We start from the raw sequence: 14,430 nt of genomic DNA on the forward strand, positions 1-14,430 counted from the left end.
ATCGCCTGAGTCAGGAGGACAACGAATGAAGGCAGGAGCGCGTGTCGCCCTCGGCGTCGGGCTCGGCTATCTGCTGGGCCGCACGAAGAAGATGCGCTTGGCGCTGATGATCGCGGCCGCGGGCGCGACCGGGAAGACCGGCGTCACCCCGGGCAAGCTGCTGCAGAACGGCCTGAGCCAGCTCGGATCGTCGGAGGAGCTGACGAAACTGACCGGCGTCGCCCGCGATCAGCTGGTGAGCGCGGCGAAAGCGGCCGCGGTGACGGCCGCGACGCAGCGCATCGAGTCGCTCAGCGAACGTCTCCAGGACGGGGCGAAGCGGCCGTCCGACGAGGAGGCGGCCGAGGACACCGACGAGGAGACGGCCGAGGACACCGACGAGGAACCCGAGGAGACCGAGGAAGCGCCCGAAGAGGACGAGGAGCCCGAAGAGGAGCCCGAGGAGGAGCCCGCGCGTCCCGCGCGCGCTCGCCGTACGTCCGGCCGCCGGCGCGCCGAACCCGAACCCGAACCCGAGGACGAGGGCGAGGACGAAGAACCCGCTCCCACCCGGGCCCGGCGCGGCCGCACCACCCGGGCCACCACCGGCCGCACCCCGGTCCGCCGGGCACGGAGGTGAGTGCCGTGGCCACCGACCGGATCAAGAGCACACTCGACAAGACCGCCGACAAGGCCACCGACACCGCATCCGGTGTCGCCTCCGCGCCGTCCGGCCAGCTGACCGCGGCGTTGCGGAAGCTGGCCGGCGCCGCTACCTCCCGCGCGTCGTCGGCGGTGACCGACCGGATCACCTCCACCACCGGCCGGCTCCAGGACTACGCCACGGGCGGCGGCGGCGGCAACGGCGGCGGCCTGATCGAGGCCGTCACCGGCACCGAGCCCAGCGTCAAGGGCAAGGCGATGATGGGCGCGGTCAAGGGCGGGCTGTCCGGCCTCGCGGACAAGGTCAAGAACGCGTTCACCAGGGGTGGTGGCAAGGGCGCCAAGCTCAAGGTCACCAACATCGTCGAGCACGTCGACATCGGCGCCCCGATCGACCTGGTGTACGACCAGTGGACCCGCTTCACCGACTACCCGCGCTTCATGAAGAAGGTGGAAAACGTCGAGCAGGTCAGCGACGAGAAGCTGGAGTGGAAGGCGCAGATCTTCTGGTCGCACCGCACCTGGGAGGCCACGATCCTCGAGCAGGTGCCCAACGAGCGCATCGTCTGGCGCTCCAAGGGCGCGAAGGGGCACGTCGACGGCGCGGTGACCTTCCACGAGCTGACCCCGGACCTGACCCGGGTCGTGCTGGTGCTGGAGTACCACCCGCGGGGCCTGTTCGAGCACACCGGCAACATCTGGCGCGCCCAGGGGCGGCGCGCGCGGCTGGAGCTCAAGCACTTCCAGCGGCACGTGATGACCGAGGCGGTCCTGCACCCGGACGACGTCGAGGGCTGGCGCGGCGAGATCCACGACGGCCGGGTCCAGGACAGCGAAGAAGAACCGGAAGAAGCCGAGGAAGAACCGGAACCAGAGGAAGAAGAACCGGAGGAAGAACCCGAAGAAGAAGCCGAGGAGGAGCCGGCGCGGCGGCCGCGTGCCCGGGCCTCGGCCGGCCGGGGACGGGGGAGCAGGCGATGACCACAGCGGTGCAGCCGTCCGGTGGCGGTGGGGGCCTGGACCGGCCCACCTCCAGCAGCCTCGCGGACGTGATCGACACGATCCTCGACAAGGGGCTCGTCCTGGACGCCTACGTGCGGGTGTCGCTGGTGGGGATCGAGCTGTTGACCATCGACGCCCGCGTCGTCGTGGCCAGCGTGGACACCTACCTGCGGTTCGCCGAGGCGGTGAACCGGCTCGACATCTCCGATACCGAGCAGAAGGGACTGCCGGACCTGCTCGAGGACGTCACCGCCGGCGGGTCGAAGGCCAAGACCCGGGGCGCGCTGGAAGCCGCCGGCGACAAGCTGCAGGACCTCTTCGGCGGCGGCGACGAGGAGCGGGAGCGCGCCGGGCGCCGGAAGGGCGGTGAGCGATGAGCGAGGAACGGGACACGGTGGTCTACGTGTACGGCATCGTGCCGTCGGACGTGGAGACCGACCCGGAGGCCCGCGGCGTCGGCGACCCGCCGGCGAAGGTGCGGGCGGTCAAGCACGACCGGATCGCCGCGCTGGTCAGCGAAATCCCGCGGGACAAACCGCTCGGGCGCCCCGAGGACCTCACCGCGCACGCCGCGCTGCTCGACGCGGCCGCCGCCGAGGTTCCGGTGCTCCCGCTGCGGTTCGGCGCCGTCGTCACCGACGAGGACGCCGTGCGCACCGAACTGCTGGAAGGCAACCAGGACGATTTCGCCGCGGCTCTCGGTGAGCTGGAGGGCAAGGCCGAGTACGTGGTGAAGGCCCGCTACGTCGAGGAGGCCATCCTGCGGGAGATCCTCGACTCCGACGAGCGGCTGGCCCAGCTGCGCGAAGCGATCCGCGGCAAGCCCGAGGACGCCACGCGCAACGAACGGATCGCCCTGGGCGAGGGGATCGGCAACGCGATCGCGGCCCGGCGGGACGCCGACACCAAACGGGTCGCCGACGCACTGGCCGAGCTCGGCGCCGAGGTCGCCGTCCGCGAGCCCACGCACGAGGAGGACGCGGTGCACCTGGCGTGCCTGGCCGAGACCGCGAAGCAGTCCGATCTGGAGGACGCCGTCGACCGGATCGCGCAGGACTGGTCGGGCCGGGTCGAGGTGCGCCTGCTCGGCCCGCTCGCGGCCTACGACTTCGTCGTGACCCAGCGGCCGGAGGGGTGAGCCGATGGGTCTGCTGTCCGGGATCCTCGGTCTCCCGCTGCTGCCGGTCCGCGGGGTGATCCAGCTCGGCGAGCTGATCCGGCGCCGGGTGGACGAAGAACTCGCCGCGCCGGTGTCGATCCGCCGGGAACTGGAAGCCGCCGAGCGGCGACGCGCGGCCGGGGAGATCTCGGCGGAGGAGGAAGCCGCGATCCAGCAGCAGGTCCTGCGGCGGCTGGACGTGACCGAGACCGACGAGGAGAGGTGACCGCTTGTGGCTGCACGCGATGAGGACGGCGCCCTGTCGGCGTCGCAAGCGGCGTCCCGGGCGCTGGCGCACGTCGGCGAGCTGATCAGCAGCGACCCGGTGGCGGTCACCTCGGTGGAACCCACCGAGGACGGCTGGCTGATCGAGGTCGAGGTGATCGAGGACCGGCGGATCCCGTCGTCGTCGGACCTGCTCGCGCTCTACGAACTGGAACTGGGCACCGACGGCGACCTGCTCGCCTACCGGCGCACCCGGCGGTACGCGCGGGGACGGGCCGACAGCGGAAGCGGGGTGGGCTGACATGGCCGCGGGGCAGCAGCCGGCCACCACCGCGGGACAGAGCGCCGCACCCGCGCTCGGCAACCACCAGCCCGCCAACCTCGGGGACATCCTGGAGAGAGTGCTCGACAAGGGGCTGGTGATCGCCGGGGACATCCGGGTCAACCTGCTCGACATCGAGCTGCTCACCATCAAGCTGCGGCTGGTGGTCGCATCCCTGGAGACCGCGCGGGAGGTCGGGATCAACTGGTGGGAGAGCGATCCGTGGCTCTCCGGCGACACCACGCGGCTCCAGCGGGAGAACCGCGAGCTGCTCGCCCGCGTCGAGGAACTGGAGTCCGGGCGCGACCGGGCCGCGATCGAGGACCGGCGCGGTGACTGAGGAACGGGGGATCTGGCTGTACGCGGTGACCCGGGCGGGTGCCGGGACCGCCGGTGACGCGCGCGGTGTCGCCGGCGAGCCACTGCGGGTGATCGAGGCGCGCGGGCTGGCCGCCGTCGTCGGCGAGGTGCCGCTGGACACCTTCGGCGAGGAGGCCCTGCACCGCAACTTCGAAGACCTGGACTGGCTCGGCGCCGTGGCCCGCGCGCACGACGCCGTGGTTGGCGCCCTGGCCGGAGCCGGCCCGGTCGTGCCGGTCCGGCTCGCCACGGTGTACCACGACGACGAGGGCGTACGCCGGGTCCTCGAACACCGCGGGCACGAGCTGGAACGCACGCTGCAGCGCGTGACCGGACGGACCGAATGGGGTGTCAAGGTCTTCCTCGAGACGCCCGAGCCCCCCGAGCCAACCGAGCGCACAGAGCCGCCGTCCCGCCGGGGGGCCGGGACGGCCTACCTCGCCCGCCGCCGGGCCGAGCGGGACACGCGCGAGGAAACCGAGCGGCTGGCCCGTGAGCAGGCCGGCAAAGTCCATTCGCGACTCGCGGCGCTGGCCGCTGGGGCGCGCCTGCACCCGTTGCAGAGCGCGGCGTTGTCCGGCGACGCCCAGCAGATGGTCCTCAACGCCGCCTACCTCGTCGGCGACGGCGACGCGCGGGCCTTCGCCGAGGCGGTCGCGGCCTGCGACGACGCCAGCCCGGCGATCCGGGTCCAGCTCACCGGGCCGTGGCCGCCGTACTCGTTCTCGTCCCTGGAGGAAACATGAGCGAACCGGTTCCCGTGTCCGTCGCCGACCGGCCGGTGGCGCTGGTCGACCTCCTCGACCGGGTGCTCGCCGGCGGGGTCGTGGTGACCGGCGAGATCACCCTGTCCATCGCCGACGTCGATCTGGTGCACATCTCGCTGCGGACCCTGCTGTCCTCGGTGAGCGCACTGCTGCCCGCCGATGACTGAGCCCGCGAAGCGCCGTCTCGACGCCGACCCGGAGACCGTCGAGCGCGGTCTGGTCAGCCTCGTGCTGACCGTGGTGGAACTGCTGCGGCAGCTCATGGAGAAGCAGGCGCTGCGCCGGGTGGACCGCGGCGACCTCACCGACGAGCAGGTCGAGCTGATCGGGCTCACGCTCATGCGGCTGGACGAGCGCATGAGCGAACTGTGCGAGCATTTCGGCGTGTCTCCGGAGGAATTGAACATCGATCTCGGCCCGCTGGGCCCGTTGCTGTCCGAACGACGCTGACCGGAAAAGGTTTCACACGCAATTTTCCGGGAATCCGCCAGCATCGCCGAACAATGGAGTTGCGATGGCTGTAACCGGAATCATCAGTGCCTTGATCGTCGGGTTGGTCATCGGTGTTCTCGGTCGTCTGCTGGCGCCCGGAAAGCAGAACATCCCGATGTGGCTGACCATCGTCGTCGGTATCGTCGCGGCCCTCGCCGGCACCGCGATCGCCCGGGGTGTCGGATACGCCGACACCGACGGTATCGACTGGCTCGAAGTGCTGACCCAGCTGGTGCTCGCCGTCCTCGGGGTCTCGCTGGCCTCCACCCTGCGGGGTGGCCGCCGGCGCAAGCTCATGCACTGACCCCGCCGGGGTCGTCAGGGATGTGAAAAATGAACATCACCCAATTCTGGAACGACGCGGTAGGAAAAGTAATCACCTTCCTGCCGAAGTTCGCGGTATTTCTCGTTGTCCTGATCATCGGATGGCTCGTCGCCAGCGCGCTGCGCAAGGTCGTCAAGGTCGTGCTCGAGCGATTGCATTTCGACCGGGCCGTGGAGCGCGGCGGTGTGAAGCGGGCGCTGGAGCAGTCCCGGTACGACGCCAGCGGGCTGCTGGCCGCGCTCGTCTACTACGCGGTTCTGCTGATCGCGCTGCAGCTGGCGTTCGGCGTGTTCGGCCCCAACCCGGTCAGCGCCATCCTCGCGGCGATCGTCGCGTGGCTGCCGCGCGCGATCGTGGCGATCGTCATCGTGGTCGTCGCGGCGGCCGTGGGCAGCGCGCTGCACGACCTGGTCCGCGGCGCGATGGGCGGGCTCAGCTACGGCCCGGTGGTCGCGAAGATCGTGCAGGTCGTGGTGATCGCGTTCGGTGTGATCGCGGCGCTGAACCAGATCGGCGTCGCCACCGCGGTCACCGGGCCGGTGCTGATCGCACTGCTCGCCACCGTCGGTGGTGTGGTCGTGGTCGGCGCGGGCGGCGGCCTGATGCGGCCGATGCAGCAACGCTGGGACCGCTGGCTCAACCGGGCCGAGGAGGAGATCCCGTCGGCCCGCACGCGTGCCGAGGCCTACCAGCGCGGCCGGGAGGACGCCGAACGCGAAGCCGTCGCGGGCGGCCGGCGCACCGAGGCGGAGACCGCCACGATGGCCCAGCCGCAGGAACGCACCGCGGCGATGCCGCAGTCGTCGCCGGGGACGGCGTCGATGCCGCGGCGGCCGCAGGACCGGCCACCGGCCTGATTCCGTGCCGAACGGGGTGCCGCCGCCGCGGCACCCCGTTCGCCTGCCCGCTGGGGAAGCGCTTTCCGCGCGATCAGCGTGGGGCGTCCGGGTTCGTGCCGGCCTGGAGTTTCGCGGCGAGGACGGCCGCCTGGGTGCGCCGTTCGAGGCCGAGTTTGGCCAGCAGCCGCGACACGTAGTTCTTCACCGTCTTCTCCGCGAGGAACATCCGCTGCGCGATCTGCGCGTTGGTCAGGCCCTCGCCGATGAGGTCCAGCAGCGTGCGCTCGCGCTCGGTGAGCCCGGCCGCCGGGCCGTCGTCGGCGTCGGCGCGCAGCTTGGCCATCAGCGTCGACGCGGCGCGGGTGTCCAGCAGTGACCGGCCGGTGCCGACCGCCCGCACGGCCGAGACCAGCTGCAACCCCTGGATGTCCTTGATGGCGTAGCCGCCGGCGCCGGCGAGGATCGCGTTGAGCATGGCCTCCTCGTCGGTGTAGGAGGTCAGGATCAGCACGTTCAGCTCCGGGATCCGGGACCGCAGCTCGCGGCACAGCTCGATGCCGTTGCCGTCGGGCAGGCGCACGTCCAGCACCGCCACGTCCGGGCGCAGCGCCGGGATCCGGGCCATCGCCTGGGCGGCCGTGGCGGCCTCACCGACGACCCGCAGCTCGCGGTCGGCTTCGAGCAGGTCGGCGACTCCGCGCCGGACGACCTCGTGGTCGTCGACCAGGAACACGGTGATCACGGCAGGACCCTTCCGAAGGCGGATCACCCCAATGTAGGCCGCGGCCACGCCGAGCGGCCGGGCGGAAGTCACCTCGGGTGAGGACCAAGGTCACTTTCCGTCTCGCCCACGCCCAGGCGGCGCAGCGCTTCCGGCAAGTGGTCGAGCAATGGCTGCGGCGTCTGGCCGCCGAGGGTCGCGCGCAGGTAGAGGCCGTCGCCGACCAGGCCGACGATCTCGGCGGTCAGCGGGTCGCCGATGTGCTCGGCCAGCAGCTCCGACCACAGCCTGCCGACCTCGTTCATCGTCTCGGTGACCTTCGGTTCGCTGCCGATCAGCCGCAGCGCGGCGATCGAGGCGCGGTGGGCCGGCTTGGTCATGTCGGCGTCGGTCACCGACGAGAGCAGCCAGTAGCGCACCACGCCCTCGGGGGCCGTGCGCGCGTGCTCGACGTCGGCCGCGGTGAGCCGTAGTAGCCGGTCCAGGAGTCCGTCGAGCAGGGCGTCCTTGGAGCCGAAGTGGTACAGCAGCCCGCCCTTGGACACCTTCGCGCGCGCGGCGACGGCGTCCAGGGTGACGGCGGCCGACCCGCTCTCGATGAGGATGTCCTGGTAGGCGTCGAGGATCTGTTCCCGCGCGGAGGGGCGTCCCATGGCGCTTGACTATACCGTCCGGACGGTTTAGTTTCGAGGCAGGGGCAAACTGTACCGTCCGGACTGTTCAGAAAAGGGTTGTGATCGTGATGGCCGGGGGACGCCGGGACTGGCTCGCGCTGGGGGTGCTGGTGCTGCCGGTGCTGCTGATCAGCGTCGACATGACGGTGCTCGGGTTCGCGCTGCCGTACCTGAGCGAGGACCTCGGCCCGACCGGCGCCGAGCAGCTGTGGATCGTGGACATCTACTCGTTCGTGCTCGGCGGGCTGCTGGTCCTCATGGGCACGCTGGGGGACCGGATCGGGCGGCGCAAGCTGCTGCTGTCCGGCGCCGTCGCGTTCGGCGCGGCGTCCGTGATCGCGGCGTTCGCCACCAGCCCGCTCATGCTGATCGCCGCGCGGGCGCTGCTCGGGGTCGGCGGGGCGACGCTGATGCCCTCGACACTGGCGCTGATCCGCACGATCTTCACCGACCCGGCGCGGCGGCGGACCGCGATCGCCGTGTGGGGCGCCGGGTTCTCCGGTGGCATGGCGCTCGGGCCGGTGCTGGGCGGCTGGCTGCTGGAGCACTTCTGGTGGGGCTCGGTGTTCCTGATCAACGTGCCGGTGATGCTGGTGCTGCTGGTCGCCGGGCCGCTGCTGCTGCCGGAGGCGCGGGACCCGCGGCCCGGCCGGTTCGACCCGCTGTCCGCGCTGCTGTCGCTGGCCGCGGTCCTGCCGGTGGTGTACGGCATCAAGCGGTTCGCCGAGCACGGCCCGGATCCGCTGGCGGCGGTGAGCGTGCTGGCCGGGGCGTTGTTCGCGGTGGTGTTCGTGCGGCGCCAGCGTGCGCTGCCGGACCCGATGCTGGACCTGGTCCTGTTCCGGGACCGCCGGTTCAGCGCGTCGGTGCTGACGAACATGCTCGGGGTGTTCGCCCTGGTCGGGCTGTTGTTCCTGGTGCCGCAGTACCTCCAGCTCGTGCTCGGGTTGCGGCCGCTGACCGCGGCGTTGTGGCTGCTGCCGACCACGGTCGCCGGTGTCGCGGGTTCGTTCGCCGCGGCGCGCCTGGCCCGGCGGGTTCCGGTGCCGCGGCTGATCGGCGGGGGACTGCTGGCCGCGGCGGCGGGGTTCGCGGCGCTGGTGGCGCTGGGGGGCCACAGTGGACTGGCGATCCTGGTGGCCGGCATGGCGCTGGTCGGGTTCGGGGTGTCGTTGTCCGAGACGCTGACCAACGACCTGATCATCACCGCCGCGCCGCCCGCACGGGCCGGTGCGGCGTCGGCGATCTCGGAGACGGGGTTCGAGCTGGGCGGCGCGCTCGGGACGGCGGTGCTGGGCAGCATCGCCGCGGCGGTCTACCGGGCGGGCGTGCCGGCCTCGGCGGGGGAGACGGCGCGGGAAACCCTCGGCGGAGCGGTCGCGACGGCGGCCGGTCTGCCCGCGGGGGAGGCGGACGCCCTGCTGGCCGCGGCGAAGGAGGCGTTCGTGCACGGCGTGCAGGTGAGCGCGGTGGCCGGGGCTGTACTGCTCGCCTACACCGGGGTGCAGGCGCTGGTTTTGCTGCGGTCTGGCGGAACAGGCGCAGCACCCGCGCGTGCGCGGCACCGAGAAGCGGCTCCGCGCGGTTGACGAGGGCGGTTGACGAGGTCCCGCGGCTCCGCGGCCCGCGTGCCGCGCGGGGTGGCCGCGGCGCTCGAGCCTCCGCCCGGAACTGAACGCTGGGACCCGGGAGCCCCGGCAACGCCGGGCCTGGGCCCGCTGCGCGTGGGTCTTCGGCCTGGTAGCCCTCCGTGCGAGCGGCCACTCCCGCGAGCAGCGCTCGGTAGTGCTGCGCCGGATACTCGCCCGCGCGGCGGAGCGTCAGTTGCGCGTGCGCGCGGACCAGCGACGCCGGATCGGCCAGTGTCCACCGCGTTGGTGCGGTCGCGGATCGGTGCGCAACAGGCGCAGCACCGACGGGTCCGCGCTGCCGGGGCGCGAGTACAGCCCAGCCGGATCTTCAGATCCCCGTCCCGCAGCCCGGCCCCCAGCTCCCGGGCGCGGCACGCGAGCGGGAACAGGCCCAGCGCGGTCATCGGGTCGCGGAAGAGGTGGCGCAGGCACTCCCGCCGGGCACGCTCGCCGGGCGCACCGTTATCGCGTCGTGTGGGCGCCGCCGTTGACGTGGATCGTCTGGCCGGTGATGTGCCGCGCGCCCGCCGAGGCCAGGAAGTACGTCGTCTCCGCGACGTCGTCCGGGTGGCCCGGCCGTCCGTTGTGCGTCGCGGCGATCAGGGCGTTGCGGCGCTCCTCGCTGAGCTTTCCCTGGAAGAACCCGGTTTCCGCGATGTAGCCGGGGGCGATCAGGTTCGCCGTCACGCCCTTCGGCCCGACCTGCGACGACAGCCCCGCCGTCCACGCCGCCAGCGCCGCTTTCGCCGCCCCGTAGGACGACGCGGCGTACTCGGCGCCGATCGACCCGATGTTGATGATCGAGCCACCCGGCCGCAACCGGTCCCGCACCGCCGTGGTGGTGAGCACGGCGCTGAGCAGGTTGGCGTCCAGGTTCGCCCGCCACGCGCGCAGCACCTCCCCGAGCCCGTCCCCGGCGGGGGCGGTGAGATCGGTGTTCCCGCCCGCCATGTTGACCACCACGTCCAGCTCCGGCCCCAGCTCGTCCGCCATCCGCGCCACCTGCTCCGGATCCGTCGCGTCGCAGGTGATCGCCCGGGCGCCGATCGCGGCGGCGGTCCGGGCCAGCCGCTCGCCGTCGCGGCCGGTGATCACCACGGTGTCCCCGCCCGCGCGGAACCGGGCGGCCACCGCCCGGCCGATGCCGTTCCCGCCCCCGGTGACCAGCACGATCCGACTCAACTGAGCACTCCTCTCTGCTATGTTTAGCTCTAAACGTAGCGGAGGAGGCAGATCGTGTCGAACGACTTCGGCGCCGAGGGCTACCCGATGGCCTCGATCCTCAGGTGGCCCGCGCACGACATCGCTGAGTCGTGGCGGCGCGAACTCCCCGGCGTGCGCACGGAGTCCATCGAGATCATCACGCCGGTGTGGCGGATCGCGAAGCTCCTTGCCGACGACCGGCGCCGCACCCTGGCCGAGCTCGGCGTCGATCCGTCCACACTGGACCTGCTGAGCGTGATCCGCCGGTCCGGCCCGCCGTACGAGCTGACCACCCGGGAGATCACCCGGCGCACGCTGGTCACCCCCGGCGCGGTCTCCCAGCGCGTGGCCCGCGCCGAGCAGGCCGGGCTCGTCGAACGCGCCCCGTCGGCCGCGTCGCGCCGCGCGGTGGCCGTCAAGCTCACCGACGCCGGTCACCGCCTGATCGAAACCACCGTGCGCCGCCTGCTGGAGCACGAAGCCGACCTGATCGGCGGGCTGGCTCCGGACGAGCGCGCGGCCCTCACCGGCCTGCTCGCGCGGCTGGAGCAGACGCTCGCGCCGGAACCACCGTGAGCGCGAGGACCACGGCCACGACGAACACCAACGCGTACCCCTGCACGGGGGTGGCGCCGTACTCGTGCGCGGCCGGTAGCCGAGCTTGACGGCGAGCACCGACCCGGCCACCACCCGAGCGCGAAGGGCAGGAACTGCAGCCCCGCCGGCGCCGGCCCGGTCCCGAGCACCCGCTGCAGGTACAGGGACATGAAGTAGAAGGCCGACGCCATCGCGGCGCCGAAGAGCAGGTTGGCGCCGGCGACCGCGCGGTTGGTCAGCAAACCCAGGAGCACCGCCGGGTCGCGGGCCGGCGGCGATCGGCGACCGGTGGCCGGAACTTTCGGCCCGCGACACCTACGCGGACGGGCTGCGCGCCCTGGCGGACGGGCTGCTCGCCCAGCGGGGATGACGCTGGCGCCCGCTCAGCCCCGCTCCTCCTGGATGGTCGTGTAGCGGTTGGGCAGGGGCATGCAGTACAGGCCGCCGGTTTCGTTGGTCAGGCAGTAGACCGGCTGCGTGGCGTCGGAGTTGCCCGCCTCGACCTGCTCGCCGACCTTCTGGATGGTGATGTGCTGCGGGTCCTGGGGCGCCGGAACGGGGCCCTTGTCCCACGGGTGCCACGCCAGCAGGCCGCCGCCGATGCCGGCGACCAGGATCGCGGCGGCCAGCAGGCCGCTTCCGGACCGGGGCTGGGTGGCCACCTGAGGCTGCTGCGGTGCGGGAGCGTTCGGGTGCGACATGCCGGACAGTCAACATCATCCGGCCCCCGATCGGGCAGCGGCCGGGGCCGGCGGGCGGCCGGCCCCGGCGCACCGGTCAGGCGGTGCCGGTGAAGGTCCAGACCGCGATGGAGCCGGGGCCGACCACCAGGTTCGACTGGCCGATCTGCTCGACGTGCAGCGGCACGGACCTGTTCAGCGTGAACACGACCTGCTTCAGGCCCGCCCGCTCGCGCGGCACCACGTCGTAGCGGATGGTCGTGCCGCCGCCGCTGGCGACGACGCTGCCGTCGGACAGTGTCACGACCTTGAACCCGCCGGCCTTGAGCACGGGCACCGTGATCGCGAGGTCGGCGGCGGTGACGCCGATGCGGATCGCGGCGACGTCGCGCATCAGGTGGTTCTGGTAGTCGTCGGGCAGGTACCGCTCGCGGCTGACGTCGTCCGGCGAGGAGGCCGGCTCGGTGTTGCTGCGCGGATCGGCGAAGTACTCCGGCAGGTACTCCATCGCCCAGCCGTCGTACGCCTGGTAGGCGGGCGCGGCGCGCACGGTGTCGAACCACGGCACCGGGGCGCCGTCGCCGAAGTCCCGGGTCTGTCGGTAGTCGACCGGGGTGACGCCTTGGTCCTGGAGCCGCTGCCGGACCGTCCCCAGGTCGCCCGCGTGCTCGGTGGACACGGCCGTGCCCGCCGAGCCGAACTGGCCGTCGGTCCCGGGCAGATCGCCGACGCCGAACAGCTCGAGGTAGGTCTCCCGGCCCTTGAGGTAGCGGCCGGTCCAGGTGACGCCGCCACCGGTGGTGGTGCGGACCTCGAAGCTGGCGAAGTCCCGCAGGTAGGCCGAATGCTCGACGGCGTCGGCGGTCTGTCTGTCGACCACCGCGTAGGCGTGGTTGTAGAACAACAGTTGCGGCACGCGGCCGTCCTCGTCGGCCTGGGCCGCGGGCACGGCCATGGCCGCGCCGGTGACGGCCAAGGTGAGTGCGGTGATCGTCCGCCGGATACGCAGTTGGGTGATCATGTCGTGAGTGAATCCCGTTCAGTCAACCTCACCGCCGGGGTTCATGGTCTACACTGGTGATCGCGGCCCGCACAGTTCTGCCTCGGGCCGCGTTCTGATGTCGACCACCACGCGCCGCGACCGCCGCCGGTCTGCGCCGGGCAGGACGACCCCCCGACGTTCGGAGATCTTCCCTTGACTTCATCCCCCGTGCCCTCCTTCGCCGCGCTCGGCGTGCCCTCGGTGCTCGTCGCCGCGCTGGCCGAGCGGGGCATCGAGGCGCCGTTCCCGATCCAGGCCGCCACGCTGCCGCACTCGCTGGCCGGCCGGGACGTGCTCGGCCGGGGCCGCACCGGCTCCGGCAAGACGTACGCGTTCGCGCTGCCGGTGCTGGCCCGGCTCGCCGCGAGCGGCACCCCGCGCCGTCCCGGACGGCCCCGCGCGCTGATCCTCGCGCCGACCCGCGAGCTGGCCACCCAGATCGACGCGGCGCTGGCGCCGCTGGCGAAGGCCCTGTCGCTGCGCACCATGACGGTGTTCGGCGGGGTCGGCCCGGGGCCGCAGATCGCCGGGCTGCGGGCCGGGGTGGACATCCTGGTCGCCTGCCCCGGCCGCCTGGCCGACCACCTGGCGAGCGGGCACGCGCACCTCGACGCGGTGGAGGTCACCGTCCTCGACGAGGCCGACCACATGGCCGACCTCGGGTTCCTGCCGCAGGTGAAGCGGCTGCTGGACCGCACCCCGCGGCAGGGGCAGCGGCTGCTGTTCTCGGCCACCCTGGACGCCGGGGTCGACGTGCTCGTCAAGCGGTTCCTCACCGACCCGGTCACCCACAGCGTCGACTCGGCCCGCTCCCCGGTGGCGACGATGGAGCACCACGTGCTGCACGTCCAGGCGGACGCGCGGCTGGACGTGCTGGTGGACCTCGCCGCCGCGCCCGGCCGGACCGTCGTGTTCACCCGGACCAAGCACCGGGCGAAGGCGCTGACCCGCAAGCTCGTCGCGGCGGGCGTGCCGGCGGTGGAGCTGCACGGCAACCTCGGCCAGACCGCGCGGACGCGCAACCTGGCGGCGTTCTCCGACGGCAGCGCGACCACGCTGGTGGCCACCGACATCGCGGCCCGGGGCATCCACGTCGACGACGTGGCGCGCGTGATCCACGCCGACCCGCCGGTCGAGCACAAGGCCTACCTGCACCGGTCCGGGCGCACCGCCCGCGCCGGCGCGGAGGGCACGGTGATCACCCTGATGACCGACGACCAGGTCGCCGACGTCCGCGACCTGACCCGCAAGGCCGGGATCACCCCGGTGACGACCCGGCTGGCGCTGGGGCACCCGCTGCTGGCCGAGCTCGCGCCGGGGGAGCGGGTGTTCGTGACCCCGTCCGCCGCCGGCGCCGGGGCGGCCCGCACACAGCCGCGCCGGGGCGAGTCCCGCCGAGGCGAGTCGCGCCGGGGCGAGTCGCGCCGGGGCGAGTCCCGCCGGAGCGAGCCGCGCCGGAGCGAGCCGGGCCGAGGTGAGTCGCGGGGCGAATCCCGGCGGAGCGAGCCGCAGCGGGCCGAATCCCGCCGAGGCGAATCTCGCCGGGGCGAGCCGCGCCGGGCGGAGTCGCGGCGAAGCGAGCCCGGGCGGGGCGAGGCGCGGCAGAAGCCGGGCCGCGCCACGGGTGCGGCGCCCCGCCAGCCGGGCGGGGCCGCCGCGTTCTCCGCGGGCGCCCGCAGCGGCCGCCGCCGGGGCGCCTCGTCCCGCTGACCCGCGGGGCGCACTGGACAATCTGTCCAGCGAAACCGG

The 14,430-nt window shown here is 72.9% G+C and carries 20 protein-coding genes; 15 read left to right on the plus strand and 5 right to left on the minus strand.

What is annotated here, in order from left to right:
• The first annotated feature begins 25 nt into the window (after window positions 1-25).
• The 12 genes from IE290_RS02370 (at window position 26) to IE290_RS02425 (ending at window position 6,151) form a co-directional block, all read left to right on the plus strand.
• Window positions 26-619, plus strand: coding sequence for a hypothetical protein (locus IE290_RS02370; RefSeq protein WP_191242818.1), 594 nt, complete (start codon window positions 26-28; stop codon window positions 617-619).
• 5 nt (window positions 620-624) lie between these two features.
• Complete coding sequence (locus IE290_RS02375) at window positions 625-1,623, plus strand: SRPBCC family protein (RefSeq protein WP_229874060.1); 999 nt, start codon at window positions 625-627, stop codon at window positions 1,621-1,623.
• A complete protein-coding gene (gene gvpJ, locus IE290_RS02380; protein ID WP_191242820.1) occupies window positions 1,620-2,021 on the plus strand; it encodes a gas vesicle protein GvpJ in 402 nt (133 codons plus the stop codon). The genes IE290_RS02375 and gvpJ overlap by 4 nt, the downstream gene beginning before the upstream one ends.
• Window positions 2,018-2,782, plus strand: a complete 765-nt coding sequence (locus IE290_RS02385; protein WP_191242821.1) for a GvpL/GvpF family gas vesicle protein — start codon at window positions 2,018-2,020, stop codon at window positions 2,780-2,782. The genes gvpJ and IE290_RS02385 overlap by 4 nt, the downstream gene beginning before the upstream one ends.
• A gap of 4 nt (window positions 2,783-2,786) precedes the next feature.
• A complete protein-coding gene (locus tag IE290_RS02390) occupies window positions 2,787-3,029 on the plus strand; it encodes a gas vesicle protein GvpG (protein ID WP_191242822.1) in 243 nt (80 codons plus the stop codon).
• A 6-nt stretch (window positions 3,030-3,035) separates the two neighbouring features.
• On the plus strand, window positions 3,036-3,329 hold the full coding sequence (gene gvpO / locus IE290_RS02395) for a gas vesicle protein GvpO (protein WP_191242823.1): 294 nt from the start codon (window positions 3,036-3,038) through the stop codon (window positions 3,327-3,329).
• Between the two features lies 1 nt (window position 3,330).
• Window positions 3,331-3,690 (plus strand): gas vesicle protein, encoded by a 360-nt coding sequence (locus IE290_RS02400; RefSeq protein ID WP_191242824.1) that lies wholly within the window; start codon window positions 3,331-3,333, stop codon window positions 3,688-3,690.
• On the plus strand, window positions 3,683-4,456 hold the full coding sequence (locus IE290_RS02405) for a GvpL/GvpF family gas vesicle protein (protein WP_191242825.1): 774 nt from the start codon (window positions 3,683-3,685) through the stop codon (window positions 4,454-4,456). Before IE290_RS02400 ends, IE290_RS02405 begins: the two co-directional genes overlap by 8 nt.
• Window positions 4,453-4,644, plus strand: a complete 192-nt coding sequence (locus IE290_RS02410; protein WP_191242826.1) for a gas vesicle protein — start codon at window positions 4,453-4,455, stop codon at window positions 4,642-4,644. Before IE290_RS02405 ends, IE290_RS02410 begins: the two co-directional genes overlap by 4 nt.
• Window positions 4,637-4,927, plus strand: a complete 291-nt coding sequence (locus IE290_RS02415) for a gas vesicle protein K (RefSeq protein ID WP_191242827.1) — start codon at window positions 4,637-4,639, stop codon at window positions 4,925-4,927. The genes IE290_RS02410 and IE290_RS02415 overlap by 8 nt, the downstream gene beginning before the upstream one ends.
• A gap of 64 nt (window positions 4,928-4,991) precedes the next feature.
• On the plus strand, window positions 4,992-5,273 hold the full coding sequence (locus IE290_RS02420; protein ID WP_191242828.1) for a GlsB/YeaQ/YmgE family stress response membrane protein: 282 nt from the start codon (window positions 4,992-4,994) through the stop codon (window positions 5,271-5,273).
• Window positions 5,274-5,302: 29 nt separating this feature from the next.
• Window positions 5,303-6,151: a mechanosensitive ion channel family protein gene (locus IE290_RS02425; RefSeq protein WP_191242829.1), complete on the plus strand. Its 849-nt coding sequence runs from the start codon at window positions 5,303-5,305 to the stop codon at window positions 6,149-6,151.
• A 73-nt stretch (window positions 6,152-6,224) separates the two neighbouring features.
• Here IE290_RS02425 and IE290_RS02430 read toward each other — a convergent pair whose 3' ends face one another.
• Together IE290_RS02430 and IE290_RS02435 are read right to left on the minus strand one after the other, a co-directional pair.
• On the minus strand, window positions 6,225-6,875 hold the full coding sequence (locus IE290_RS02430; protein WP_191242830.1) for a response regulator: 651 nt from the start codon (window positions 6,873-6,875) through the stop codon (window positions 6,225-6,227).
• 68 nt (window positions 6,876-6,943) lie between these two features.
• A complete protein-coding gene (locus tag IE290_RS02435; RefSeq protein ID WP_191242831.1) occupies window positions 6,944-7,507 on the minus strand; it encodes a TetR/AcrR family transcriptional regulator in 564 nt (187 codons plus the stop codon).
• Between the two features lie 89 nt (window positions 7,508-7,596).
• On the opposite strand from IE290_RS02435, the gene IE290_RS02440 reads away from it, so the two are divergent.
• The gene (locus IE290_RS02440; protein WP_191243916.1) at window positions 7,597-9,117 is read left to right on the plus strand and encodes an MFS transporter; all 1,521 of its coding nucleotides are present in this window, start codon (window positions 7,597-7,599) and stop codon (window positions 9,115-9,117) included.
• A gap of 504 nt (window positions 9,118-9,621) precedes the next feature.
• Here the strand turns inward: IE290_RS02440 and IE290_RS02445 are convergent.
• The gene (locus IE290_RS02445; RefSeq protein WP_191242832.1) at window positions 9,622-10,341 is read right to left on the minus strand and encodes an SDR family NAD(P)-dependent oxidoreductase; all 720 of its coding nucleotides are present in this window, start codon (window positions 10,339-10,341) and stop codon (window positions 9,622-9,624) included.
• A gap of 54 nt (window positions 10,342-10,395) precedes the next feature.
• Here IE290_RS02445 and IE290_RS02450 point away from each other — a divergent pair, with 54 nt between their 5' ends.
• Window positions 10,396-10,938, plus strand: coding sequence for a MarR family winged helix-turn-helix transcriptional regulator (locus tag IE290_RS02450; protein WP_191242833.1), 543 nt, complete (start codon window positions 10,396-10,398; stop codon window positions 10,936-10,938).
• Window positions 10,939-11,342: 404 nt separating this feature from the next.
• Here IE290_RS02450 and IE290_RS02455 read toward each other — a convergent pair whose 3' ends face one another.
• The gene (locus tag IE290_RS02455) at window positions 11,343-11,660 is read right to left on the minus strand and encodes a hypothetical protein (protein ID WP_191242834.1); all 318 of its coding nucleotides are present in this window, start codon (window positions 11,658-11,660) and stop codon (window positions 11,343-11,345) included.
• A gap of 76 nt (window positions 11,661-11,736) precedes the next feature.
• Window positions 11,737-12,660, minus strand: coding sequence for a DUF5829 family protein (locus IE290_RS02460; RefSeq protein WP_191242835.1), 924 nt, complete (start codon window positions 12,658-12,660; stop codon window positions 11,737-11,739).
• 189 nt (window positions 12,661-12,849) lie between these two features.
• Here IE290_RS02460 and IE290_RS02465 point away from each other — a divergent pair, with 189 nt between their 5' ends.
• Window positions 12,850-14,391, plus strand: a complete 1,542-nt coding sequence (locus IE290_RS02465; RefSeq protein ID WP_191243917.1) for a DEAD/DEAH box helicase — start codon at window positions 12,850-12,852, stop codon at window positions 14,389-14,391.
• The last annotated feature ends 39 nt before the right edge of the window (window positions 14,392-14,430 follow it).

It is taken from the genome of Amycolatopsis deserti, assembly GCF_014653945.1.
GTDB classification, from domain to species: Bacteria; Actinomycetota; Actinomycetes; order Mycobacteriales; family Pseudonocardiaceae; genus Amycolatopsis_E; species Amycolatopsis_E deserti.